Below are 23,675 nucleotides of genomic sequence, written 5' to 3'. Positions count from 1 at the left end.
ACGAAAATACTCCGCCGCACCGCCTCAGATTAATCATCACAGCTCCGCACGCACACCAAACCAGGGGTAAGGTATGCTCATGCACGCCCACATCACCGGAAAAAATTCACACTCCGCACGCGGCGCCGCCCCCGGCCTGAAAATTGGCTTGCCAAACCGGGCGCGCTTACTAACGTACACGAAGTTTTGGAATTCTATCAATAATATCGGTCCCCGGGCCATTTTTGCGTGCGGGATCGCGGAGGCATTTAATGAAAACAATGAGGTTCTTCAGGGGAACGATACTTTCGGTTTCGCTCGGGGCGCTGGTGGCGTGCTCGAGCTTTTTCGTATCGGACTCCTATTACGGGGTGAAAACCGGCGGCAAAAACATTGTGTTCGTGATCGACATCTCTGGCAGCATGGAGGGCAGGGCCGAGGGCAACATTAGCGACCAGCTCCGCGCCCAGGCGGCCGAGCGCCTCGCCGGCAAGGTGGGCTCCATGATCGGGGGGCGCATCGGGGGCTACGTATCGTCGGGGATCGCGAGCGAGACGACCAAGCTCGCCAGCGCGAAACGCGAGCTCAAGCCCGCGATCATGGGCCTTAACGAGACCACGAGGTTCACGATCGTGACCTTCTCGGACGGCGTCGCCACCTGGAAGGACGATCTCACCGTCGCGACCAAGTCCGACAAGGCGATCGGGTACGCCTTCGTCATGAACCTCTCGACCCAGGGCGGAACAAGCGCGATGGCCGGCATCGCGCGCGCCTTCATGGTCCCGGGCGTGGATACCATCTTCTTCCTCTCCGACGGCTACCCCTCCGACGCGGGCGGCGACCAGATCGTCGAGGCGGTGAAGGCGATGAACCAGGGACGCGGCATCCAGGTGAACACCATAGGCCTGGGCGACGATAAGGACGAGAAGTTCTTGAAGAAGCTCGCGAAGGAAAACGGCGGGAAGTATATAGAAGGCTAGTCCGTGTTATGCCTTGTGAAGGCGCGGAAACGCTTCCGCGCCTTCACAAGGGCGTGCAGGGCAAGGAAAAATTCCGCTGGACAAAACCGCCCCCATGACGCCTCTGGTCACACACCGTATAAACGGATGATCAAATAGTTCGGGTCTTTCCACATCACGCAGCGCCGTTGGCCGTTCTCTCCCCCAGGCATCCCGGTTCGCTCACGCTGAAGAATTCTTAAAGGAAAGCGGGTAATTATTCGTCATCGGCTTTCGCATAACGGAATTCTAAGGACGACGGGTACGTACATGGAACGAGTCACATTCAGGGATCTTGGTCTCTCCGAGCATTCCCTCAGGGAGATCGAAATCAAGGGCTTCGAGGAGCCCACGGAAATACAGGCGAAGGTGATCCCCCTCCTGCTCTCCACCGACAAGGACATCATAGGCCAAGCCCAGACGGGAACGGGAAAGACCGCGGCGTTCGGCCTGCCCATCATGGAGATGGTGAGCGAGCACGCGGGCTGCGTACAGGCGATCGTGGTGGTGCCCACGCGCGAGCTCGCGATCCAGGTCTCCGAGGAGCTCAACTCCTTCCGCGGAAGCAAGCGGCTTCACGTGGTGCCCATTTACGGCGGGCAGTCCATGCAGGACCAGATCCGCAGGCTCGCCCGCGGCGTCGACATCGTGGTGGGAACCCCCGGGCGCATCATGGACCACCTGCGCCGCCGGACACTGAAGCTCGATAACATCTCTTATGCCGTGCTCGACGAGGCCGACGAGATGCTCAACATGGGCTTCGTCGAGGACATCGAGGAGATCTTCCGCCACACCAACCAGGCGCGGCGCACGCTCCTGTTTTCGGCGACCATGCCCTCGCACATACTCAAGATCGCCCGGAACTATATGCACGAGTACGTCACCATTTCCATAAAGAAGGACGCGCTCGCCGTCGACATGATCGACCAGATTTACTTCGAGGTCTCCCAGGCCGACCGGTTCGAGTCCCTCTGCCGCATCATCGACATCGAGGAGGAGTTCTACGGGCTCGTCTTCTGCCGCACCAAGGTGGACGTCGACCAGCTCGCGGGCAAACTCATCGACCGCGGCTACGACGCCGAGGGCCTGCACGGCGACTTCTCGCAGAACCAGCGCGAGCGCACCCTGGAAAAATTCCGGAAGAAGCACACCACCATCCTCGTCGCGACCGACGTCGCCGCGCGGGGTATCGACGTCGCGGACCTCACGCACGTGATTAACTACGCGCTGCCGCAAGATCACGACGCGTACGTGCACCGCATAGGCCGCACGGGGCGCGCGGGCAAGAAGGGGATCGCGATCACCTTCATAAGCTCCTCCGAGTACCGGAAGCTCCAGGCGATCATCAACGTCACGAAGGCCTCCATAAGGAAGAAACAGCTCCCCAAGATCGCCGATGTCATCCACGCGAAGAAGATGCGCATCGCCACGGAGATCGCCGCGCTCATAGAAAAGGGCGACCACCGCGACTACCTCGACACGGCCCGGGAGCTCATGTCCGGGCAGGAGCCGCACGACGTGCTCGCCGCGCTTCTCCGGTACTCATTCCGCAACGAGCTGGACAGCGCGAGCTACAACGAGATCCACGAGGCCTCGGTCGACCGGAAGGGAACGACCCGCATCTTCGTGGGAAAGGGCTCCAATGACGGAATCACGCCCCGCAAGCTCCTCAAGCTCATCAAGACCGAAGCGGACGTGGATGTGGACGCCATCAAGGGCCTGGTGGTGAAGGACACCTTTTCCTTCCTCACCGTTCCCTTCGCCGAGGCGGAGCTCATCATCCAGGCGTTCAAGGAACACACGGTGCACAATCGCCCGCTCGTCTACCGCGACAAGAAACCGGCGGGCTCGTCGAAACCCTCAGGTCCCTCGAAGCCAAAGGGCAAAGGGAAGCCCAACGTCGGGAGATCCAATCCCTGGCAGGCGAATAAGAAAAGGGGATAGGGGGCCGATACGCACGGCGGCGGGCGTATAAACCGCACGCATAAAACCTGGTATCAGACAAAGCCTTATCGAAATTCACATCGAATCTGTTTCCAGCCAAATTGTTTTTCAATCTGTGGCTTCTCTTCGCATCTCGCGTGTGACGGACAGGACGTCCTAATGGTGTCCACTAACGCGCCATCCTGGCGCATGGGCGCTGGCGCGCCTCGTGTGCGCACACGGTGCTGCGACAGGAGGTCGCGTCAGCGCCGGTCAGCCTTCCGCTCGGGCCTCCTGCCCTCACGTGTCGGTGTTGAAGGGTGCCAACGCGTTTTGCAAGCATCGAACCTGTTTCCCCTCCCTTGAGCTTTCAAAAGATATCAACTACGACAATTTTAAAGACCAAATAAAAGACTCACTTCGAAAAACCGAATACGGTAAAATGTGGTATGCGTTAATGTCTCCATCTTTTAAAGAATAAATATCAAGTGCGTCCTCTTTCCGGGAAAAGCTCCCAATATATTAAAACTGGAAGTTTAAAATAAACGATTATTCTTGACTTTCAGTATGTTAACAGCAAATGTTAATTAAAATGTTTTATCGAAGATTACTAAGAGGAAAACAGCAGCAGCGGCTGAGAAAAAATTATTCCAGAAGGAAATTTTCCGCTGCAGAATCGGGAGGTGCAATTATGTTATTATTTAACAGGACTGCAGGTGTAATTAAGAAATTATCAATCGTTGTATTTATCGCCGTTGTTTTTTCTTCCGTCGCTGACAGTAAAACCTGGAAAGCCACGCCGGACCAGGTGAACCTCTACAGGGAAGTGAAGAAGGCTATTGCCGGTTCTATTACGGCAGGCCCTGAAGGATGGAAGGAAAATAAAGATAATTTTCCTGAACCGAATGAAAATATTCCTGACGGGGATTTCCCGTACCAGTTTGTATACAATGTTGAGTGGAACGACAATGCCAGGCAAGATGCTGCGAATGTTGCAGTACCGAAAGCAGTAAATGAATACTGGACAAAATCGAAGCAGAGGGAACTGAAAATATTAACTGAGAAAAATGGAAAGCTTTCTGAGGAATTTGCAAAGGCCGTCGTGAATAACGATCAGACAGCCATTGAAAAGCTGAAGTTGGAAATGGAGGAACTTGCAATAAAGATGCAGGAGCTTACCAACGGAGAAAAAAATATAATACAGAAGATGAGCCCGCATGATGTCAGGGTGACTGTGACGTTCTACATTAATTATTTCGGGAAGGAAACGTACGGGCCTACAGTGCAGGGTGAACCGGTTTCAGGCAACCAGGCATTCCGCCAGCAGGGGAAATACAACGAGGAAAGGGGATGGAGTGAGGAAACAACATATGTTCTGATTGGTAATAAGTGGCAGGTAAAAAGCAGTGGGGATGGAGTGGTTTTCGACGTTACAGGCCTGAGTGGTGTTTCATATACTACAGTGCAGTCTATCATGGTGTCGGTACAGGCGGATCCACAGCGTACCAGGAGTATCCTGGCAAAGATGGACTGGAATGCCCTGAACAGATTAATTAAAAACTGACTTATTGAAAATTTAATAAACAGTTCCTTCTGGGAAAATACGATATTAATTTAGCAAAATTATCAAACACCCTGTTAGCGCATGCGCCTGCGATACACCCCCTGTGTGACTCGCGCGTGACGGACACGATGTCCTAATGGTGCCCACTAACGCGCCATCCTGGCGCATGGGCACAGGCGCACAGGCGCACCTCGTGTGCGCACCCGGTGCTGCGACAGGAGGTCGCGTCAGCGCCGGCCAGCTATCCGCCGCACCCCGCCCCATTGCTTGAAGAAGAAGGGAACTTTTTGAGTAATGCATTGATCTCGTATTTCAATTACCCATTCTTCTTTTATTGCGCGAGCCCCCGGGCCGGATTCACCACCGGCGATGACCCAGTCTATGGATTGTAAATCGACATCTTCGATCCTTGAAAGAAGCGGTTCAAAAGAGATGAACTTCAACCTTGCCTTTGTTTGCCTTAAATCATCCAGCCTGTCCATATGAGCCCGGCTCTCAATTGTCACCCCCGTCCAGGTGTTATCGGACCATTCAAGGAACTTGTCGTATTCGCGAAGAATATTCGAGCGCTTTGTCAGAATCTGAAAAGTATGCCAATGGGCGGCTTTCATCACCTTGAATAAGGCTTGAATGACCGGCAAAGGAACTTCCTCGTGGAATAGATCGCTCATCGAGTTAACGAATATTCTCTGCGGTTTTATCCATTTCAGGGGAAGGGCGAACATGTCTTCATGTATAGTGAGATCGAATCCATTGCTATAATTCTTCTGGCCCATCGCTTTTAACCTGGCGGCCATTCTTTCGGCATAACAATTTTTACAGCCCTCGCTGAGCCTGGAACACCCGGTTATCGGATTCCAGCTCGAACCGGTCCATTCAATCGACGAATTGTATGCCATGAATCATATCCTCTTTAATAAGTAATCGGCGATTTTAACCGCGGTCTTGGCACCCTTTGGATTGCCCGCGGCAAATGCCAGTAGAAAAAAGGGGATTATTTTTACTATTCCTGAGCATTGCCGGCTTTTCAGAAACTTTCTCGAAAATTGTTTTTGAACGCTTAATCAATAATGCAGTGATACAGACCAGATTGAGATTTTTTACCACGGTTCCTTTGTTCATGAAAAATAATAAAACGTGGTTTTCATATAAGAGGGACTGGAAAACAAGGAGAAGGCTTAATATCTGTTGATTAATTATAAAGACATTTACCCAATAATTTGATGAATGGGAAATATGACTATCGGTTAATTGCGGCCAAAGGGAATAGTATCGTTTTAAGATAATCATCGGTTTCAATAAATTCCGGGTCTCTACCGGACGCCTCGCGAATCAATGGCAATACCTTTTTTCGAATACCCATGCCACGTGCTTCCATGTATCCATAATCTCTTGTCGTTTCGACTAAAACAGGATTACGGTGCGATCGCTGCCCGGCTAACATCTTTTCTATGGTCATGGAGTTTTGAAGACCGCCGGGACTAATGATTTCCATTCTATCAGCATAGATTGATACTTCTATATCCACAGATCTGGTCCAATCGCGGTGGACTAGTGCATTTACAATGATTTCCCTGATTGCTTCAAGCGGGTATATGTATTTTCTCTCCCTTCTAATGTCTCCTTCCTCCAAAGTATCATTGGAAATATATGGTTCGATCATATCAATGAAATGTTCAATTAGACCATCGCCTATCATTACGCGCCCTTTTCCAGCCTCATGCTCCCATAGGCCGACGATTGAACCATCTAACACTTTATCAAGTTTCGTTGCGTAATCCTTCTCAGTTCCCTTATAAACCGTTACTCTGATTCCAGCCTGTTTAAGAATACTTCTTGGTCGAAGCCCAAAAATAACCAGTCCGGCAATTGTGCAGCATGGTGGAATATGTTCATTTTCAGACATCAGCCCCATTCCAGTCAGGCGCTTTATCCATTCTTCATCATTTCCCGGTTTTGCTGTATCTCCAATTATATTATTTATGTAATCGGTAAGCCGATATACATCCAGTGAATCGAAACCGCTGCCGGAAACAGGCAGTAGTTCAGAATGCAGCAAACCGCCGGTGGCAAACAACCGGGCTTGTTGTTCACGGGTTGCTCTGCGAGATGTACTGCCAATTCTAATATAGATTTCTTCCCTGCCCGAATGGCGTAAAACATACGGCTTGGAAATCCCTTGAGACAGGGATATAGCAGCAACACGGGTGGAATCATCAATTTTGATTTCTTCATAATATGGTAATATCCATGGGTGAACCTTGTCTGAAAATATGTTCATCACCCACTCTTCAAGCCTGTCTTTGCGTATTCCACTTGTCGTCCCATCATCCTCGACTCCAAGAAGAATTATTCCTCCTTTATGGTTCGCCAGAGCGACAATTTCAATAGCTAACTCCTCCGGCCTGCAATCATCGCGTTTGAATTCCACGCCGGAATTCTCTCCATTTGCGATGAGCTCTAATAATTCGGTTTTCAGCATAATCCATCCCTATTCATAACCATATTTATCCTTTCTCTGCATGAACGCTGCTTTACCGCCCTCCAATATTTCCGCCGCTTTATCGCGAACGAAGGGAGAATCTATCGAGCCCTGCCTCTCCGGCGGAAGCGTGGCGTCTTCACTGCTCGATTCCAGAATACCTATCCATTCCGCGTCTCCGAATACGGGAATATTAGCGTTATGCGTGGCGAAAATAAACTGCCGTTGCATCTTTGAAGCCCGTAATTCGGTTACGATTCTTTCGGCAATAAACGCATTGTCAAGATTATCTTCAGGTTGATCCATAATGAGAGGATCACTGTTCTCCAGAAGGAGCAGATGTAAAATCGCCGTACATTTTTGGCCAGTCGACAAGTTGCCAATCGGCCGATATGCCTCCGCGGCATGTGAAACGTTCAATTCGATTGAAACGCGATCCGGAAGTGACAGGGCTTCAAGCTTGAGCAAGTCAGAGAAATCGAGCTTTCCAAGCGCCTCCGCAACTGACGGAGTCACTTCCCACGGCTGGGATTTTAAACTCTCCTTCCCTTCGCGAATGGTCTTCACAAGCGATATCGGCGTAAGGCCTTGAGCTGAATCGATCCAGGAAAGCCTCTTCTCGCCTATGCCCTCAAGACCGCAATCCAGCAGGAAACGCTTTATGGGAGCCGTTTCTCCCTCGGGGATGATTGTAACTCTTAATTTCCCCGAAAGCTTTTTATTCAGGCTCTTAACCGAGCGTGTAAGCTGCGCGCTCCGCTGAGAACGAAGGTCTGATAATTCCGCGAGCAGGTTCTCGCGCTCTTTTTGGATTACCTCAAGAGCTTTTATTTGTGATTTTAAGCGTGCCTCAAAGGGGCGTATCTGTTCAATTCTTTTCAACAGATTCTGGTACGCAATGCCGATTTCCTTACCGGACTTTCCCTCGAGCGATGGAAGCTTTTTAAAGCTCTTTTCAATTTCCGCTTCGTTGCTTTCTATATCTTTGCCGCAGGCCTTCTGAAGCGTTGTGAATCCGGAAAATGATTCATGATAAGCTTTGTCGAAAGCATCCACCTGTTCTGAAAGCAAACTTATATAAGAAGTTATATGCTTCCGTATACTTTTAAGCTGTTCCTTGTGCGGAAGATCGCTTAATACGGAGTCTCCTAAAAACGATATATCGGGAATGCCCTCTTTCAGGGATTCCAGCGAGTCGGAAACCCGTTCATATTCTTCAGCAGCTCGTGACAACAGACCGCGCTCGCGTTCGAGATACGGGATGATTTTCAATTTTTCAAGACCGGTTTTCGGGTATTGCTTTTCCTCTTCCTGTAATTTGGGCAAGGTCGCGATCTTGTCTTGTATATCAGCGGTGTTTTCCATCGCTTTCATTAATTTATCGGCGTTGTCAGTCAGTTTTTTCTCAATTAGCGCGAGGTCCTGGGTTGATTTTCTGAAATCATCGGGCAGGAAGCGCTGGAGCGATTCGAACAGTAATTCCTGGTTATCCGCGATTTCAAGTATTTCGTTTTGTCCGTATAATTCCACATGCGGCAGAATATCGCCGGAGCTGAACCTGGAAACTGCACCATCTCCATCTTTGACGATAACCGGCTCGCCGTAACGTCTTGAAAGTATGAAAGTTCGTCCGGTTTTCGCTGAAGAGCGAATCTTCAGCTCAATTCGGCCTTTTTCCAGTCCAAGATTCGTTTTAATGATGTCTTCATGTTTCCTCCTGGCTTCCTTCCCGACCGGCGCCTTATCCAGTGCATAGCGTATGCATTCCAGGAGCGTCGATTTACCGGTTCCCCGTCCCCCGATTACCGTGTTAAGGTGTTCGGAAAGTTCGATTGAAAGTCCGTCAAGGAATCCTCCGGAGATGCTGATCGAATTGATCGTTGAATAATATCGTTCCCTGACATCGTAGTTTAAGCGCACCCTAGATTCTGAGTCTAAAAACGCCATTTTGAAAGCCTGAAAAGAGGGTGTCGTCATCTTTATCAGGCAGGACGCTGATGGGTCCTTTAAATCTTCCGGAACAGCTACATCCTTTGAATTTATTATTCCAATCGGGTGCGTACGAATGTATTCAGATTCCATATTTCGGATAATATTAAGAAAATTTTGCGGGAGATCATCCACCTTCCCGGGAATCTGCGCCGCACGCAGCAAAGGCAAGCGCCATATATGATTCAATTTCTGTTTGAGAAGTCCGCTGTCCAGGGTCGCATGCGCCGCGTAGGTAAATCCTTCAAGTTTATCCACTCTTCGGATCAATTCTTCGGCACTGAGTTTTGATGGACGGACACATTCATCGGGGTCGGTCAGGTCGAGATTTCCAAGATACCTTGTGAGCTGTTCGGTTGGTGTGCTTTCCGGGAAAAGGCAGACAAAATGAGCCTTTTCAGTCGTGGCTATCTCAAATCCGGGAAATACCAGAACATCGTTCCGGTTCAAGAGCGTTCTGATCGGGTCGATCGCTTTTACATTGCCATGGTCTGCGATTCCGATAATTTTTATGTCCTGCTCTTTGCATATTTCAAGGAGCTTTTGGTTGTACTCCTTTTCCGTCAAGCCATGACTTTTTCCACGATAACCGATATAATCATATGGATTAACCTGGAGGGCACACTTCCAGAATTTTGCTACTGTATAGGCTTCACTCATAATTTATCGCCACCTATAGTATAATCGGTATAATGATCAGATTTAAGAAATCATGAAGTAATTTGTATAAGTCCTCTTTATGTTTTCACACCTTTTCCGTCACCAGCACCTCTTCCCCCAGCATATCCACGATCTTAACCGCCACCGTGGTCTCGCCTTTGGGCACGGCAAGCTCGTATTTCCCCGAAACAAGGTCAGTTTTCTTGACGGGAATATCCGAAAGGACAACATTAAACACATTGCCGTCGTACGCCGTATCGATCATGACGCAATCCACCATGGAGTGCCAGTCGTTGATCTTCGGGGAGCTTACGCCGCTCAACAAACGCAGGCGCTCGATGATCGAGGGACTTGCGAAATCCAGTATCTCGACGCCGATCATTTCTTTTTTTCGAGCGATCTTCACCCGGGCCTTCGCCGGTTCATGGGAAATGAAGCCGCCGTATTTTGGGTCGGTACGCAGTTCTATGACATTTACCTTGTTCACCGCGCCCGATCCCTTGCGCAGCCTGTTCCAGTCCTCTACCCATGCCGCCGCGGCGATCTCCATCCCAAGGCACACCATCGTAATGTTCCGGTCTTCCTCGGGGCGTGCGTCCAGTTCCCGCTTCAGCTCTTCAAGATCAAGCGGCGTGAGGGGATGGGAAAACGGGACTATCTTCACGAGCTTTTTCCCCAGCGTGCCGTCAAAGTACGCGTTCGCGCGGGTGCGTACTATACCTATGTGTTCGCATGCCAGGTTGACCGCCTCGTTGTGCTGGATGGCCAGGTCGTAATCGTTGACGCGCCACACGGAAAATCCCAGTTGCGCAGGCTTGGGTTCCTCTTCCGGTTCGTCGGTTTCAATAAGCTTTCCCTGCGAATCTTCCTCCGCTTGTTGTTTTAATGCTTCAATCTGTTCGGTAATGATTCCCTGCAATCGTTTGGCAGTTGTCTGGATTGCGCCCTTGTTGATGTCGCAGCCTATCCAGCGACGACCGAGCTTCTGAGTTGCCTCAATCGTTGTTCCAGAACCGATGAAACAATCAAGAATCAAATCGAACGGATCAGTAGTCATTGAAATTATTCGCTGAAGAAGTGCGGTAGGTTTTTGGGTTGGAAACCCAATTCTTTCGATCGCTACAGGATTGACCGAATAAACATCAAGCCAAAGATCTTGAAGTTTGACTCCATCCATCTCATCTAAAAACTGTTTATATTGAATTCGCCCATCTTTGGATTCTGGAAATAGAAGTCGGCCCTGTTTGTCAAACATTTCCATCTTCTCTTTTTTCCACTTGTATCCGTTTGGATGCGGCAAGTATCCTTTATATTCGTAATATAGGTTAGGTCTTGGCCCAGGATTGCCTGTTGGAATAGGTATATATAGGCGGCCATTCTCATCTTTCTTCGCACGTTTTAAATATTCCTCATCATGATCATGATACTGCATAAGAAATTTATAGTCCAGCCCTTTAGTGTACCAAAATATCGTGTCGTGCAAAGTTCCACATCGTTTCATTGAAAGACCAGTGGAAGTAGATCTTTTCCATATTATTTCGTTCCTGAATCCTTCAGGTGAGAAAACTTCATCCAAGATGATCCTTAATAAATAGTTTTTAGAATCATCACAGTGTACAAATATGCTTCCCTTTTCACTAAGAAGTTCTTTCAATAATAAAAATCTCTCATACATAAACTGCAAATAATTATCATTTGCCCATATATCCGTATACTGAATCTGCTCTCCCAGCGTATAGCTCTCTCCGTCAATCTTGGTGGTTCCCTTCGCACCGCGAAGCTCCACCTTGCGCACGTAATCCGCTCCCGAATCGAACGGAGGGTCAATGTATACAAGGTCGACCTTTCCCCTGAAACCGTTGGCCAGCAAGTGCGCAAGCACCTCCTTGTTGTCGCCGTGAAAAAGAAGTCCGCCCTTGGGGTAACCGGCGGGCCAGTCTTTATACGCGTCACCGGTCCCCTTTAATGACGGGGGAGTTGCGCTCGCCCTGAAGGTATGTTCGGGATCAAAAGTTTCAACGTGCTGTGCGGGAAACGCGGTCACGTGCGTGAGCGGGCGCTTTCCCACCCAGCTTAGCATGGGCCGTCCCTTTGCTGCGGCGATCTTTATGGGTTTTCCTTCGCTGCCGGGTTTCTCGGCGTTCTCCTTTTCCGGGGCGGCCTTTCTTCCGGTATCTTTGGCCTTTTTCACTATTCGGTCTCCTCAATGAATTCGCGCGCGGGCTTCGCCTGATCGGCCGTGACGGTGTCGGTGGCGGTGAAGATCATTTCATAACGAAGCCTTTTGGGATCAAGGTCCTGCCACTTCTTGACGGCCATTGCCTTGCGACCGTTTTCTCCGTCGGTGGGGTGGTTTCGTTCACGTTCGCTTTTTATCTCTATAATGAATACCCGGCCCGTACCCGGCTTTCCCCCGCGCGGCGGCTTTTTACGGATGATAAAATCGGGCGTGTAGCGCCGCCACTTGCCCTTTTCATCCTTGTATTCCACGAAGAAGTCGGTTTTTCCCGGATCGGTGAGCGCCCCGGTAAAGTAAATGTCTTCGATATCGCCGGGCTTCAGGTTGATGGAATGGAGCATCTGCTCGAAGAAATGCTGCTCCGGCTTCGAGTCGAAATTGTAAGGGTCATAGTGAAATCCGAATTCCCCGGCGCGGCTTTTCCAGGTGGCGTAGCGCGCGATGAGCGCTTCACGGTCTTTGGGGTATACGATCTCAGCGGTGTAGATCTCGGCGCCGCCCGCGTCGATTTCCTTTTCAAAGCCCTCCGGTTTGATAAGGGCCAGCGCCACGTCCACCTTTTCCTCATGAATGTCATAAAACCGCGTCTGTTCCTCGACCTGTTTCCCGAGCATCTCACAGTGAGCAAGAGGAATATCATCGTTACCGTAGAGCCGCTTCAGTTCATCATAGACGATCCAGAAGTCAAGCCGGTACTGCGCCGCGAGCATCTGGGCCGTCATGTAGGCGTCGGCAGCTTCCGGAAGGTGCTCAATGACGACGGCGTCTCCCATCTGTTGCAACACGCCGGAGCTTGAAAGCTGTTCTTTCAGCGTGAAGGTCTTCTTTTCCATGGTTGCACCGGCCCCGTCCTTTGGCCTGGCAAGTTTTATCCGTCCGCTTCCGGAAGCGCCTTCCTTTTTAACGACCGTGCGCACCATCCTGGTCACTACAAGCGGCGGAAGGTCAAGCTTGCGAATCACTATACGTTCTCTCCGGCTTTCCTGGCCCGCGCGGTTCAGATCGGTGATGCTCTCACCAAAGGTCTCCTGCAACTGGTGGTCCAGCACGGAAAAATTGTCGGTAGAAAGGTACACGCGGGCTTTCCGCTCGTTACCCGGCACCTGGCGCAGGCAGCGTGTCGCCGCCTGGAGCACGAAGTTGTTGGAGCTGCGAAGCCTCCGCGCCAGTGCGCAGGCGAAGAGGGACGGGCAGTTCCATCCCTCAGTGCCCTTGTTGACCAATAGCATCACGCGGTGCGGCGACGCGGGATCGTTCAAGCGGTTGAATGCGTCAATATCGGCGCTTTTCGTGAGGCTCTCATCTGAGGTATTAACAAGGCAGAGCGCAGGGCTCCTGCCCGATTCCATAAGCGCTTTGTCCACGTGAGGGCGCAACTCCCTGAGATCGTCGGTTTGGGGGAAATACAACGCTATTTTTGACGGGCTGCCGTCGGGGAGTTTTACATCGCCGTACTCGGAAAAGAAATCTTTGATCACGTGCTCTACGTAAACGGCGGCGTTACCGTCGAAATCGTAGGCCTGTATGCTTCCGGCAAGATCTTTTAGATAGCCTTCTTTTATTCCCTGGGACAGTCCGTACCAGAACACGACATCCTTGAGCGCCTGCTTCTTGAAATAGGGCGTTCCGGTAGTATTCACCACGCAGTAGACATTGGTGGCGTCGTTAAGGTAGTCCACGGTTTTTCTCACTTTCTTGAGCTCGCTGTCAAGCGACTGTCCATAGGTGTGGTGCGCTTCGTCGGAAAAAACCGCCAGGTGCGGGAGACTTGCGATAGCCTGTAGCCTTAGGTTAGCGACCTCGGTGCGCGCTTCGTCCTCGGCCTCCGGCTTTATAAGGAGAGGTCCCAGGTCGGCTTTACGAATGCTCTCTTTCTGGATGCGAATCTTTTCAGTATTTGTCACCACCACATTGAACGACGACCGGCGGATTACCGGGATATCTTTTTCTCCATCGCGGGTGAATGTGAATTTTACCGATGCGGCGAATGATTTGTACATGCGCGGCGGCAGAATGCGATCAAAGGGAATCTCCACCAGTTCCCGGAGCGATTCAAGTATCGTCTTTCCGGGAGCGAAGACCAATGCGTTCCGTACAAAAGGTCCATTCGGATATTCCAGCGCCATGGCGAATTCCGTCGCGATGATCGCGCCCATAAGGATTGTTTTCCCCGCTCCCATGGCCAGGGCGAGAATATAGCTGGGATAGTCGAGGGTAATCGTCTCGCGGAGAGATTCAAGCTTGAAGTCTCTGACGAAACCATCATCTTTTTTTATTCGTTCCCAGAGAGAATCGATTCCTTCATCGAGGACCAGATCGTTGATCCCTTTGGTATTCAGACCAAGCGCCTCAAGGAGCTGAGACTGTTTCGGAATAAGTTTCCTGTATAAATCCAGTATATGCGGGGTTTCCTCAACAAGACGAAGGTACCAGTACGTTTCCAGCGCCCGTAGTTGCGGTCGGCGAAGAAAGCGCAGAGTATTGTTTGCGGATTCATGGGACCATTCAAGAATTTCTGCTATGGCGCTATATTTCCGGGTGGGATAGCCGTCGTCTCGCCATTCTGCAACCAGTAATTCAAGATGCTGGTGAAGGTGGTTCATTGTTTAACCTTATACGGCATAACAGAATGTCGATGGCAGCTATAACAGGTCCAGTTGCTTTGGATGTCTTGCAATGTCGCCATTAGAGATTCATGGTTGGTCTACTTGCATTTGTTTATATCTCACTTTCATGGTGCATTTTTTATGCTCTGTCAACATATTTTCCTTTGCCGCCCGCGACCGGTACTGCATCACCTCGATTTGATAGTATTGATTTTATCCGGGGATCCCCTCCTATCTCCCTCGCCTTCTCCCCCTCAATAACCAAATATTTCCCTCACTTTCGTTATTTATTTTGTCGGATACGCCCCGCTCCCGTCACTATACCAGTGAGACATGAAAATTCGCCGATACACGGGAGGGATATAACAATGGCACAGGTCCGATTAATCTCGATCCTCAAGGAGCTCTCAGGTACACTCGACGGTCTTGTCTACTATACGCGCAACGGCAAAGCCTGTGTCCGCCGTCATGTAATCCCTTCCAACCCGCGCACGAAGCGCCAGCAGGAGGGACGGACCACCTTCGCCCTGCGCGCCCATGAGTGGAGAAAGCTCTCCGCTATTGAACGAGACGCGTGGGATAGTAAGGCGCGCGGGAAAAACATGACCGGGTATAATCTGTTCATGTGGGAGGGACTTCGCGAAGGGCGCGTTGTTGAGGAAAAGGCATCTCGTGTCGATGTATCATCGATACAACACACGGCGGAACGGCACCTTTCAGCCGGCCCTGGTCTTTACTCCTGTTCGGGGGGCCAGGGGGACTTTAATGCTACATGGGGCCTGAGCGCCAAGGGGAACTCAGGCAGCGCCTTCCTTTTCCCCCAGCATCTGGCTTATGAGCCCGCCCAGCTCGTCGGCGAGCTGGTTCACCACCTTGGTCGACTCGGCGATGCGCAGGGAATGGATCACCACGTCCTGCGCGGTTTCGGAGATGTGCAGGATCGTTTTGCTCGATTCCTCCGTCGCGATCTGCTGTTCCTGGAGGGACGTCTCCGTGGCGTGCGATGTATCGGAGATGCGGACGTTCAGGTTGGTGATGATCTTGATGGTGTTGCCGATATCGGTGAGCAGGCCGCCCACCTCGGTGATCTCCTGGGTAATGGTGGCGATGGACGCGTTGAGTTTCGTGAGCATCGAGGAGGACTCTTGAAGAAGGGTTCCGCTGCTCGTGATCATGCCCCGGTTTTCCTTGATGAGCTTTTCGATCTGGCCGGAGTTCAGGGCCGTAGCCTCGGCGAGCTTCGAGACCTCGTCGGCGACCACCGCGAACCCGCGGCCGTGATCGCCGGCGCGCGCCGCTTCGATCGAGGCGTTGAGCGAAAGCAGGTTCACCTTGTCCGCGATCTCGTTGATCACCTGTACCAGGCCCGACATCTCGCCCCCCTTCTCCTCGAGCACGCGGAACTGCTCCAGGGTCTTGCCCATCTGGGAGGAGGAGTTGTCCGAGTAGCCGCGGATCTCGTTGATGGTTCCCGTGATCGCGTCGGAGCTCGTCTGGATCTTGCCATAGACCATGCGCAGGTCGTCCATGGACGACGAGGTGATCTGCACCTCCTCGACCAGGCTGCGCGCGACGCCGGAGATGGAGTCGGTGTTGCTCGTGAGCTCCTCGATTGCGGCGGTAATCTCCTCCAGCGAAGAGGCCTGGGACTGGGTAAGGTCGTGGATGCCGCTCACCATGGAATCCTGGTTCAATGACTCGTCCTTGAGCACCGATACGGAATGGCGTACCGCCTTCGCGATCTCCTGTATGCTCAGGTAATTCTTTTCCGCGTCGTCGGCCTTCGAGATCGCGAGAAGGAGAAGCTCGCGCGTGGTCTTCGCACCCGCCATCGCGAAGGCCCCGACCCAGATGTAGATGAGGAAGCGGATCGCGATGTTGCTTTTAGGCCCGTCAGGTAAAAGGCTGGGGTGCGCGTAAAAGAGCGCGATCTGGGAAACGATGACGATGACGAAGGTGTAGAGGCTCAGCCGCGGATTGAAATAGAATACGCTCAGGATGAGCAGGATGAAATGCGACGCGAAAAGCTCCTTTCCCCCGTATATGAAATACTGGAATATGAAGAGGCAAAGCATCACGCCGGAGATCGCGACATAGGCGGAGGCAACGGTTCCTCTCATGCGCATGGACGAGAACACCGTAACGGTGAAGAACGCGGCGGCCAGCCCCAGTTCCAGGATTATCGCCTCGTAGGTGAGGTAATCGGAGCCGATCCCCCCAAGCTTTATGAGCACTGCCGACACATTGGAAAGAAGGACGATACTCGCAAAGGCGACGAAGAGCCTCTTGTGGCTGCGGATGATGACACTGCTCAGTATGTCGGACTGGTGTAGCGGCTTGGCGGCGGGCGCCGATTGACCTTTTGACTTCATATCGAGTTCTCCCGGGGGGTGTGCCAAAAGGGCCACAATTGAAACAGGTACGCTTTAAGCGTGGGCTGATTCCTTGGGGGCTGTCCAGTAAAATTTACATGAGAAGGGTCAAAACCTTCGTGAATTATCGGCTTTGGGGGGCGGGCTGCCCCGCCCGCGGCGCGCCCGCTAATTACATTGACATTCGCGGCGATCGATCATATGATACGATCACGTGAATACAGGATTGCCCGGCCGGGCGATCTCGTGAGCGCGTCGAAGACGGCGTCATCTTCCTGCCGCGATCTGCCTGCATGTCCGCCGTCGTCCGCCCATTCAGGGGGAGACCGAATGATCCGCTTCTCGTCCTTGCCCGTGCGGGTGTACCTGCTGCTCATGGTACTCATCGTGGTGATCCCGTGCACCTTGATCACGCTCTACAGCACGTTCGGGATGTGGAATCACGAGCTGGATGCGGCGCGCCGCGACGCATTCCAGATGACCCATAGCGCGGCTTCGCTGCAATCGCAGGTAGTCGACAGCGCCCACCAGCTCCTGGCGACGCTCTCGTGGTTCGGCGAGGTGCGCGAATTCAGGATCGATCCGGTAGGGAAACTCTTCGCGACGCTCCGGGAGCATAACCCGCATTACCAGAATATCAGCCTTGCCGACATGACAGGCGAGGTCCGGGCGTCGGCCGTCCCGGTTTTTACACAGAACGTAAGCCACCGGAAATATTTCAAGGACGCCGTCACGACCGGGGGCTTCGTGATCGGGGAATTCGTGCGCAGCGAATATGCGAAACAATCGGTCATCCATTTCGCCCATCCCGTGTACGACGCGCGGGGCGCCCTGTCCGGGGTGCTCGCGATCGCCTTTACGCTGGGGCATTACGGCACCTTGTTTTCCGAGATGCGCCTTCCCGAAAACAGCGCCCTCTCGATCACCGACTGGCAGGGAACGCGGCTGTACCGGTATCCCAATCCCGAAAGGTACGAGGGGAATCCGGACGTTCCCGATATCAAGGAGAGGATGGCCGGGCCCGAAAACGAGGGAACCTTCATCGCGACGGGCATCGACGGGGTGAGCAGGCTTTACGGCTTTTCCCGCGTATCCAGGGGCGGCGGCGACCCTTACCTGTTCATCCGCGTGGGAATTCCCCTGCGCGTCATCTTCGCGCGGGTGAAAAACGATCTCATCCGCAACGGCATACTCCTGCTCCTGGTGCTCGCGGTGTCGCTGGGGATCGCGCGCATCCTGGGCGCGAACATAATCATCGCCCGGATGAAGCGGCTGGTCGACGAGGCGAACGAGCTCATGCACGGCAACCTGAACGCGCGCACGGGGCTCGATTACGCCCACGGCGAGTTTGGGACGCTCGCGCGGGCGTTCGACGACATGGCGGAGGCACTGGAGAGGCGGGCGGACGAGCGCGAGCGCGTGAACCGACAGCTCGGCGCGTCCCTTCGCGAGAAGGAGGTGCTTCTTAAAGAGGTGCACCACCGCGTGAAGAACAACCTGCAGATCATCTCGAGCCTGCTCAACCTGCAGGCGCGGAAGATCCGGGACCGGGAGGCCCTGGAGCTTTTCCGGGAGAGCCAGAACCGGGTGCGTTCGATAGCGCTCGTCCACGAGAAGCTGTATCAGTCCCCCAGCCTTGACGAAATTAATTTCCACGAGTACGTGGCGTCGCTCGCCGCCGCGCTTTCGCGCTCTTACGGTCTCGAGGACGGGCGCGTAACCTTGTCCGTGGACATCCCGGGGACGCAGGTAAGCCTCAACAGGGCGGTCCCCTGCGGATTGATCATCAACGAGCTTATTTCCAACGCGTACAAGCACGCGTTCCCCGGGGAGTCCAGGGGCGAGATCCGCGTGGAATTCCGCAAGACGGGGAGCGAATACCGGCTGGTGATGCGCGACAACGGCGCCGGGTTTCCGCCGGACGTGGACTGGCGCGGCACCGACACGCTGGGACTCGACCTCGTGAACAACCTGGTGATTCAGCTTGACGGCTCCATCGAGATGCTCCAGAACGGCGGAACGGAATTCATCATTACCTTTCACGAGGAATAGGACCGCACACCATGCCCAAAACAGTCTGGAAACCGGGAACCATGCTCTACCCCGCGCCCGCCGTGCTCGTCACCTCCCGCCACGACGGGAAGGACAACATCGTCACCGTTTCCTGGGCGGGCACCGTCTGCACCGAGCCCCCCATGCTCTCGATATCGCTGAAGCCCGAACGGCTTTCCTACGCCATGATCCGGGAGTCCGGTGAGTTCGTGGTCAACCTGCCGGTGGACACGCTCGCGCGCGCGGTCGATTTCTGCGGCGTGAAGTCGGGACGGAACGTCGACAAGTTCGCGGCGAACAGGCTTTCCAAGCAGAGGGCGCACAAGGTGGCCGCGCCGCTCATCGCCGAATGCCCCGTCGCGATCGAATGCAGGGTCTCCCGCATCGTCGAGCTGGGGAGCCACCACATGTTCATCGCGGACGTGCTCGCGGTGAACGTGGAGGAGGAATTCATCGACCGGAGAGGGAAGCTGCGGCTGGAGGATGCGCACCTCTTGTGCTACAGCCACGGGCAGTACTTTACCATTTTCAAGCCCCTGGAGAAATTCGGCTTTTCCGTGCGGAAGAAGGGACGATCCCGCGTCCGCTGACACGCAGGCGTGTCAGTTCTCCCCGGCGTCCAGTGACGTATCGACAATGTCCTCGTCCCTGACCGGCTCTCCCGGCATGTCCGCCGCGAGCTTCAGGTCCAGGTCGGCGTCCGCGGGCGCATTGCCCATCGCCCCGGCTTCATCCGCGCTTATATCCGCATCGGAGGGGTCCGCGCCGCGGTTCGCCCTTATCGCCAGCACCGCCAGCGCGCGGGCGCGTTTCGTGTGAAACATGGCCCGGAGGTAATGGCCCTCCCTGAAAAGCCTGCGCGCTAATTTCTGGTGCGCGGCGGCCTTCGCGAGATCGCCCGTGAAGACCCTGTTCTCCCTTACCTTTTTCTGCGCGAGCAGGATGACCGCACCGGTCCGCCTGATCATCTTTCTCGCCGCGTCCTGCCGGTCGTCCCGCCCCCGGGGCGCCCCATCGGCGGTGAGCGCAATCCCCGACATCACCAGCGCCGCAACCGCGATTCGTACGATCCTCATTGTGGTCCTCCTTTGTTGAGTCGATTCACAAACGTCCGCCGCCCGCGCGCATGTACGCGGGCCGGTTTTGCAGGGCGCGCATGGCACGGGTGAATGGTTCCCGGGGCACGGGGGCGGGGCGCCGATTCACGCCGGGCATTTCCGCGCGCCTGTCCGTGTATCGGACCCCCTTGCCGTGCGCCTCAGGAAAGCTCCTTTACCAGTGCGGCAACCTCCTTGGACGAGAGCTCGAAACGCGCCATGCCGCCCCCGGGATGCTCCATCGTGAGAACCGCGCCCTTCGCGTGCTTCTCGACGCGGAAGCGCCTGCCGCCGGGAAGCTTCACCCCTTCCGCGAGCCAGTCGTCGGCGGTGAACTCGGCGATCTGGATGAGCACGCCGAAGGCGTCCCTGGGGTGAATGAAGAGCTCCTTCCATACCCCGCCCACGTACTCGTTGTACCCGAAATAAGGTATCCCGTTCGCTTCCAGGGAGGCGCGCGCCTCCTGTATGTCGGGCGTCTGGAAGGTCATGTGGTGCACGCCGCCCTCGCGGTTTTTCAGGAACCCGTCCAGGAAGCTGCCGGGGCCCGTGGGGGCGAGCAGCTCCAGGCGGGAGAGGTCGCCCAGGGCGTAATTTTTCCAGTAATAGTTCATCCCCGGAATCTCGGCGAATGTTCCTTCGATCGCGCCGAACACCTTCGTGAAAAACGCGTGCGCCTTGTCGTAGTCGCGGACCGCGATCGCGACGTGGTCCAGCCTGAGCAGTGTGACCTGGTTCATGGATATGCCCTCTCCGCTTTTTTTTGCACTGTGCCCCCGCCCGTGAAAAAATGCAATCCCAATTGGGTTCCTTTTCCCGTTTCCGGGCGCTCCGCGATCCAATCCTCCTTGACTTTTTAGCGTGCGGGGTGCGGATATGAACACGCGGGCGCACGCGCGCCATGCGCGTTAGGCGCAATCAAAATATTGAAGGGATACCAATCATGTTCGATGTAGCGGGAATCGGGTCGGCGCTCATGGATTTTACGATAGAGGTCGATGAGGCCGTACTCGGCCGGCTGGGCCTCACGAAGGGTACCATGCAGCTCGTGGACGAGGAGCGAAGCAGGTCGGTCCTGGCGGTGCTCGCGTCGTACCCCATGCAGAAAACGCCGGGGGGAAGCGCCGCGAACACCGTGGCCGGCGTCTCGGTCCTGGGGGGCAGGGGGCTTTTCATCGGAAAGGTGGGCAACGACGATTTCGGCGCGCTGTACCGCAGCGAGAGCGAGCGCGTGGGCGTGGCCGTGAGGCTCGCGGGTCACGAGCGGCTCACGGGACACGCGATCACGCTCATCACCCCCGACGGGGAGCGCACCTTCGCCACGCACCTGGGCGCGGCGCTTTTTCTCAGGAAGGAGGACATCGCGGAAGCGGATATCGCGCAGGCCCGGATACTGCATATCGAAGGTTACCTCCTGGAGGATCCAGACCTCAAGGCCGCGAGCCTAAGGGCGATGGAGATCGCGCATCGCTGCGGCGCCCAGGTTTCCATAGACCTCGCCGACCCGGCGCTCATCCAGCGCAATTTTGACGAGTTCCACACGCTGGCGAAGGAACGCGCCGACATCCTTTTCGTGAACGAGGAGGAGGCGGAAACCTTTACCGGGAAAAAAGGCGCGCAGGCAGCGGAGGTGCTCGGCGGGTACAGCCGCATCGCGGTCGTGAAACTGGGCGGAAAGGGGAGCATCGTCCACAGCGGAGGGCGGTCCATCGAAATTCCTTCATATAAGGTCGACGCGGTGAACACCAACGGCGCGGGCGACATGTACGCGGCCGGGTTTCTGTACGGGCTCGCGCACGGGCTTCCCCTGGAGCGGTGCGGGCGCATCGCCAGCCACGCGGCGGCCCTCGTTGTCGCGCAGGTGGGGGCGCGCCTCACCTCCAGGATTTACGCGGATCAGATAGGAATGTAGAGGACCTGTCCCGGCCTCAGGAGGTGCGGGTTCCGAATGTCGTTGAAGAGCATGATCGTCTGTGTCGAGGTGTGGTACATCGCCGCGATCGCGTTAAGGCACTCGCCCTCGCGCACGATGTGCATGTTCACCGCGTTGAACCGGAAGGTCTTGAGCGTCTCCTTCTGCTCGATGAGCATCTTGAGCGACCCCTCGGGGACGCGTAGCGGGTAGTTTTTTTCGTAGAGCGGCGTAAACTCGCCGTTCAGCTCGGGGTTCATGGCGCGCAGCACGGCCACGGGCGTTCCCGAAAGCCGGGACACCTGCCCGATGCTCGCGGGAAGCTCCAGGGTGAAGGACGCGCACTTCACCGGGGCCGCGATTTCGTCCCCCCACAGCCCGAACTCCTTTCCGTGCGTGAACACGATCATCGCTGCCGCATAACGGACGACGTATTCCGCGGTTTCCCATGCGAGGCGCCCGCTTGCGCGCAGCTCCCAGTAATCGGTCTTTCCGCTCGCCGCCATGGCCCAACGGACATGGCCGGGCCCGCCGTTGTAGGACGCGAGCGCGAGCTCCCACGTGCCGAATCCCGCGTAAAGGTCTTTTAAAAACACGGCGGCGGCGCGCGTCGACTTGCGGATGTCGCGCCGCTCGTCTACCCACGCGTTCACCTTCATGCCGTAGGCGGCCCCCGTCGCCGGCATGAACTGCCAGGGTCCCGTGGCCCAACTGGGCGATACCGCGAACGGGTTGTAGCAGCTCTCGATTATGGGCAGATAGGCGAGCTCGGCCGGGACGTCTTTTTCTTCGGCCAGCGTTTCGCGGATCGCGTCCATGCAGAGAGCCGCGCGTTCGTGCGCCGCGATGATATAGCCGCGTCCCGCCGTCAGGTAATGCCAGACCGCATCGCGCACTTCCCTGCGCCTGAGGATCGAAAGGTCTTTCACGGATTCGAAGAAGGCCTTGTTTTCCAGGGACGGGAGCCGGGAGAGGGCGGCGTCGCGCGCGGCGCGGATATCGGCGGCCTCCGTATCGGCGGAGAGAAGGGCGACAAGTCCCCAGTCGGCGCGGGCCATGGCGGGTATCGCGGCAATGCAGGTGAGGACCGCAAGCGCAACGGCCTTGATCGTAATCCGCATTATGTCACCCCCGGAGAGCTGGAATTGCCCCAAGGGTGCCCGTGATGAAAAATAAATCAAGCGGAATTTCGGAACCGGACCGCGCGCTTAGCAATGTGCGAATTAATTTTCGGGCGCCCGGTTTATAGCCGGAAAAACCGTTCATATTTCTCATTCCCCATTCGTATTCACTTTGGACGCCTTTGTCCCGGAGGATACGGAATGCTTCGCACTTCTATAAACATGAGCCATATCGTCTACGTGAATATTGCCCTTGTCGCGGCAAAGCTCAAAACAAGCCGCCAGCAGGTCGTCATTATGCTCTTGAAGCGCGTTTTGCGCGATATTGATCGGTTTCAGGGAGGGTTTACTTTGGTAAAGTATCAGCCCCGTGACCCTTGGAAACGATGGCATTGTTTTCCGATTCGCTTCAGGAAGAATGAGAATGAGTTTGCTTCGGATTTCCGTAAGTTGAGCCGGTTCTCGGTCGCGCATCTGGTAGCCATTGCGACGAAGCGCTACCTGCACGAGCTGCTGCGCGATTCAGCCGGAAGGCATAATTATGTTCGGCTCCCCCATTATGCCATCGGCCAAAGGAGCACAGGTGGCATTCTGTGCTGGGAATTCTACTGGGGCGACACCGAAAACCACCCTACAAGAGCTTCACCCACGAAAATACTCCGCCGCATCTCCTCACATTAA

16 protein-coding genes are annotated in these 23,675 nt (G+C 54.6%); 7 read left to right on the top strand and 9 right to left on the bottom strand.

Annotated features, from left to right (window positions below):
* The first annotated feature begins 251 nt into the window (after positions 1 to 251).
* From EPN93_09075 to EPN93_09065, 3 genes are all read left to right on the top strand, one after another.
* Positions 252 to 959 carry a VWA domain-containing protein gene (locus EPN93_09075; protein TAL36128.1) on the top strand — a complete coding sequence of 236 codons (708 nt, stop codon included), beginning with the start codon at positions 252 to 254 and terminating at the stop codon, positions 957 to 959.
* 288 nt (positions 960 to 1,247) lie between these two features.
* On the top strand, positions 1,248 to 2,921 hold the full coding sequence (locus EPN93_09070) for a DEAD/DEAH box helicase (GenBank protein ID TAL36127.1): 1,674 nt from the start codon (positions 1,248 to 1,250) through the stop codon (positions 2,919 to 2,921).
* Positions 2,922 to 3,480: 559 nt separating this feature from the next.
* Positions 3,481 to 4,464, top strand: coding sequence for a hypothetical protein (locus tag EPN93_09065; GenBank protein ID TAL36126.1), 984 nt, complete (start codon positions 3,481 to 3,483; stop codon positions 4,462 to 4,464).
* 227 nt (positions 4,465 to 4,691) lie between these two features.
* On the opposite strand, the gene EPN93_09060 is transcribed toward EPN93_09065, so the two are convergent.
* From EPN93_09060 to EPN93_09035, 6 genes are all read right to left on the bottom strand, one after another.
* Positions 4,692 to 5,363 carry a phage Gp37/Gp68 family protein gene (locus EPN93_09060; protein TAL36125.1) on the bottom strand — a complete coding sequence of 224 codons (672 nt, stop codon included), beginning with the start codon at positions 5,361 to 5,363 and terminating at the stop codon, positions 4,692 to 4,694.
* 341 nt (positions 5,364 to 5,704) lie between these two features.
* Positions 5,705 to 6,946 (bottom strand): transcriptional regulator, encoded by a 1,242-nt coding sequence (locus EPN93_09055; protein TAL36124.1) that lies wholly within the window; start codon positions 6,944 to 6,946, stop codon positions 5,705 to 5,707.
* Positions 6,947 to 6,955: 9 nt separating this feature from the next.
* On the bottom strand, positions 6,956 to 9,595 hold the full coding sequence (locus EPN93_09050) for a DNA repair protein (GenBank protein TAL36123.1): 2,640 nt from the start codon (positions 9,593 to 9,595) through the stop codon (positions 6,956 to 6,958).
* An 85-nt stretch (positions 9,596 to 9,680) separates the two neighbouring features.
* Positions 9,681 to 11,675 carry a site-specific DNA-methyltransferase gene (locus tag EPN93_09045; GenBank protein TAL36129.1) on the bottom strand — a complete coding sequence of 665 codons (1,995 nt, stop codon included), beginning with the start codon at positions 11,673 to 11,675 and terminating at the stop codon, positions 9,681 to 9,683.
* Positions 11,676 to 11,785: 110 nt separating this feature from the next.
* Positions 11,786 to 14,437, bottom strand: a complete 2,652-nt coding sequence (locus EPN93_09040) for a restriction endonuclease subunit R (protein TAL36122.1) — start codon at positions 14,435 to 14,437, stop codon at positions 11,786 to 11,788.
* Between the two features lie 800 nt (positions 14,438 to 15,237).
* On the bottom strand, positions 15,238 to 16,812 hold the full coding sequence (locus EPN93_09035) for a chemotaxis protein (protein TAL36121.1): 1,575 nt from the start codon (positions 16,810 to 16,812) through the stop codon (positions 15,238 to 15,240).
* Positions 16,813 to 17,013: 201 nt separating this feature from the next.
* On the opposite strand from EPN93_09035, the gene EPN93_09030 reads away from it, so the two are divergent.
* Both EPN93_09030 and EPN93_09025 read left to right on the top strand, forming a co-directional pair.
* Complete coding sequence (locus tag EPN93_09030; protein TAL36120.1) at positions 17,014 to 18,864, top strand: HAMP domain-containing protein; 1,851 nt, start codon at positions 17,014 to 17,016, stop codon at positions 18,862 to 18,864.
* An 11-nt stretch (positions 18,865 to 18,875) separates the two neighbouring features.
* A complete protein-coding gene (locus EPN93_09025) occupies positions 18,876 to 19,454 on the top strand; it encodes a flavin reductase family protein (protein TAL36119.1) in 579 nt (192 codons plus the stop codon).
* Positions 19,455 to 19,466: 12 nt separating this feature from the next.
* Here the strand turns inward: EPN93_09025 and EPN93_09020 are convergent, their stop codons facing one another.
* On the bottom strand, positions 19,467 to 19,940 hold the full coding sequence (locus EPN93_09020; protein TAL36118.1) for a hypothetical protein: 474 nt from the start codon (positions 19,938 to 19,940) through the stop codon (positions 19,467 to 19,469).
* A gap of 182 nt (positions 19,941 to 20,122) precedes the next feature.
* Entirely contained in the window at positions 20,123 to 20,701 is a 579-nt protein-coding gene (locus EPN93_09015) for a hypothetical protein (GenBank protein TAL36117.1), read from the bottom strand.
* A 161-nt stretch (positions 20,702 to 20,862) separates the two neighbouring features.
* On the opposite strand from EPN93_09015, the gene EPN93_09010 reads away from it, so the two are divergent.
* Complete coding sequence (locus tag EPN93_09010; protein ID TAL36116.1) at positions 20,863 to 21,873, top strand: adenosine kinase; 1,011 nt, start codon at positions 20,863 to 20,865, stop codon at positions 21,871 to 21,873.
* Here the strand turns inward: EPN93_09010 and EPN93_09005 are convergent.
* Positions 21,858 to 22,994: a LysM peptidoglycan-binding domain-containing protein gene (locus EPN93_09005; GenBank protein ID TAL36115.1), complete on the bottom strand. Its 1,137-nt coding sequence runs from the start codon at positions 22,992 to 22,994 to the stop codon at positions 21,858 to 21,860. The genes EPN93_09010 and EPN93_09005 overlap by 16 nt on opposite strands.
* 201 nt (positions 22,995 to 23,195) lie before the next feature.
* On the opposite strand from EPN93_09005, the gene EPN93_09000 reads away from it, so the two are divergent.
* Positions 23,196 to 23,675, top strand: coding sequence for a hypothetical protein (locus tag EPN93_09000; protein TAL36114.1), 480 nt, complete (start codon positions 23,196 to 23,198; stop codon positions 23,673 to 23,675).

This window comes from Spirochaetota bacterium (genome assembly GCA_004297825.1).
Taxonomy (GTDB): domain Bacteria; phylum Spirochaetota; class UBA4802; order UBA4802; family UBA5368; genus FW300-bin19.
Note: the sequence above shows the minus strand (reverse complement) of the source record. Positions and strands in the feature narration are given on the sequence as shown.

Bases quoted from the DNA above. Each gene is read 5' to 3' on its own strand.
- EPN93_09075 (TAL36128.1), top strand. From the start codon at position 252: ATGAAAACAATGAGGTTCTTCAGGGGAACGATACTTTCGGTTTCGCTC.
- EPN93_09070 (TAL36127.1), top strand. From the start codon at position 1,248: ATGGAACGAGTCACATTCAGGGATCTTGGTCTCTCCGAGCATTCCCTC.
- EPN93_09065 (TAL36126.1), top strand. From the start codon at position 3,481: ATGTTAATTAAAATGTTTTATCGAAGATTACTAAGAGGAAAACAGCAG.
- EPN93_09060 (TAL36125.1), bottom strand. From the start codon at position 5,363: ATGGCATACAATTCGTCGATTGAATGGACCGGTTCGAGCTGGAATCCG.
- EPN93_09055 (TAL36124.1), bottom strand. From the start codon at position 6,946: ATGCTGAAAACCGAATTATTAGAGCTCATCGCAAATGGAGAGAATTCC.
- EPN93_09050 (TAL36123.1), bottom strand. From the start codon at position 9,595: ATGAGTGAAGCCTATACAGTAGCAAAATTCTGGAAGTGTGCCCTCCAG.
- EPN93_09045 (TAL36129.1), bottom strand. From the start codon at position 11,675: ATGCTAAGCTGGGTGGGAAAGCGCCCGCTCACGCACGTGACCGCGTTT.
- EPN93_09040 (TAL36122.1), bottom strand. From the start codon at position 14,437: ATGAACCACCTTCACCAGCATCTTGAATTACTGGTTGCAGAATGGCGA.
- EPN93_09035 (TAL36121.1), bottom strand. From the start codon at position 16,812: ATGAAGTCAAAAGGTCAATCGGCGCCCGCCGCCAAGCCGCTACACCAG.
- EPN93_09030 (TAL36120.1), top strand. From the start codon at position 17,014: ATGATACGATCACGTGAATACAGGATTGCCCGGCCGGGCGATCTCGTG.
- EPN93_09025 (TAL36119.1), top strand. From the start codon at position 18,876: ATGCCCAAAACAGTCTGGAAACCGGGAACCATGCTCTACCCCGCGCCC.
- EPN93_09020 (TAL36118.1), bottom strand. From the start codon at position 19,940: ATGAGGATCGTACGAATCGCGGTTGCGGCGCTGGTGATGTCGGGGATT.
- EPN93_09015 (TAL36117.1), bottom strand. From the start codon at position 20,701: ATGAACCAGGTCACACTGCTCAGGCTGGACCACGTCGCGATCGCGGTC.
- EPN93_09010 (TAL36116.1), top strand. From the start codon at position 20,863: ATGCGCGTTAGGCGCAATCAAAATATTGAAGGGATACCAATCATGTTC.
- EPN93_09005 (TAL36115.1), bottom strand. From the start codon at position 22,994: ATGCGGATTACGATCAAGGCCGTTGCGCTTGCGGTCCTCACCTGCATT.
- EPN93_09000 (TAL36114.1), top strand. From the start codon at position 23,196: ATGCTTCGCACTTCTATAAACATGAGCCATATCGTCTACGTGAATATT.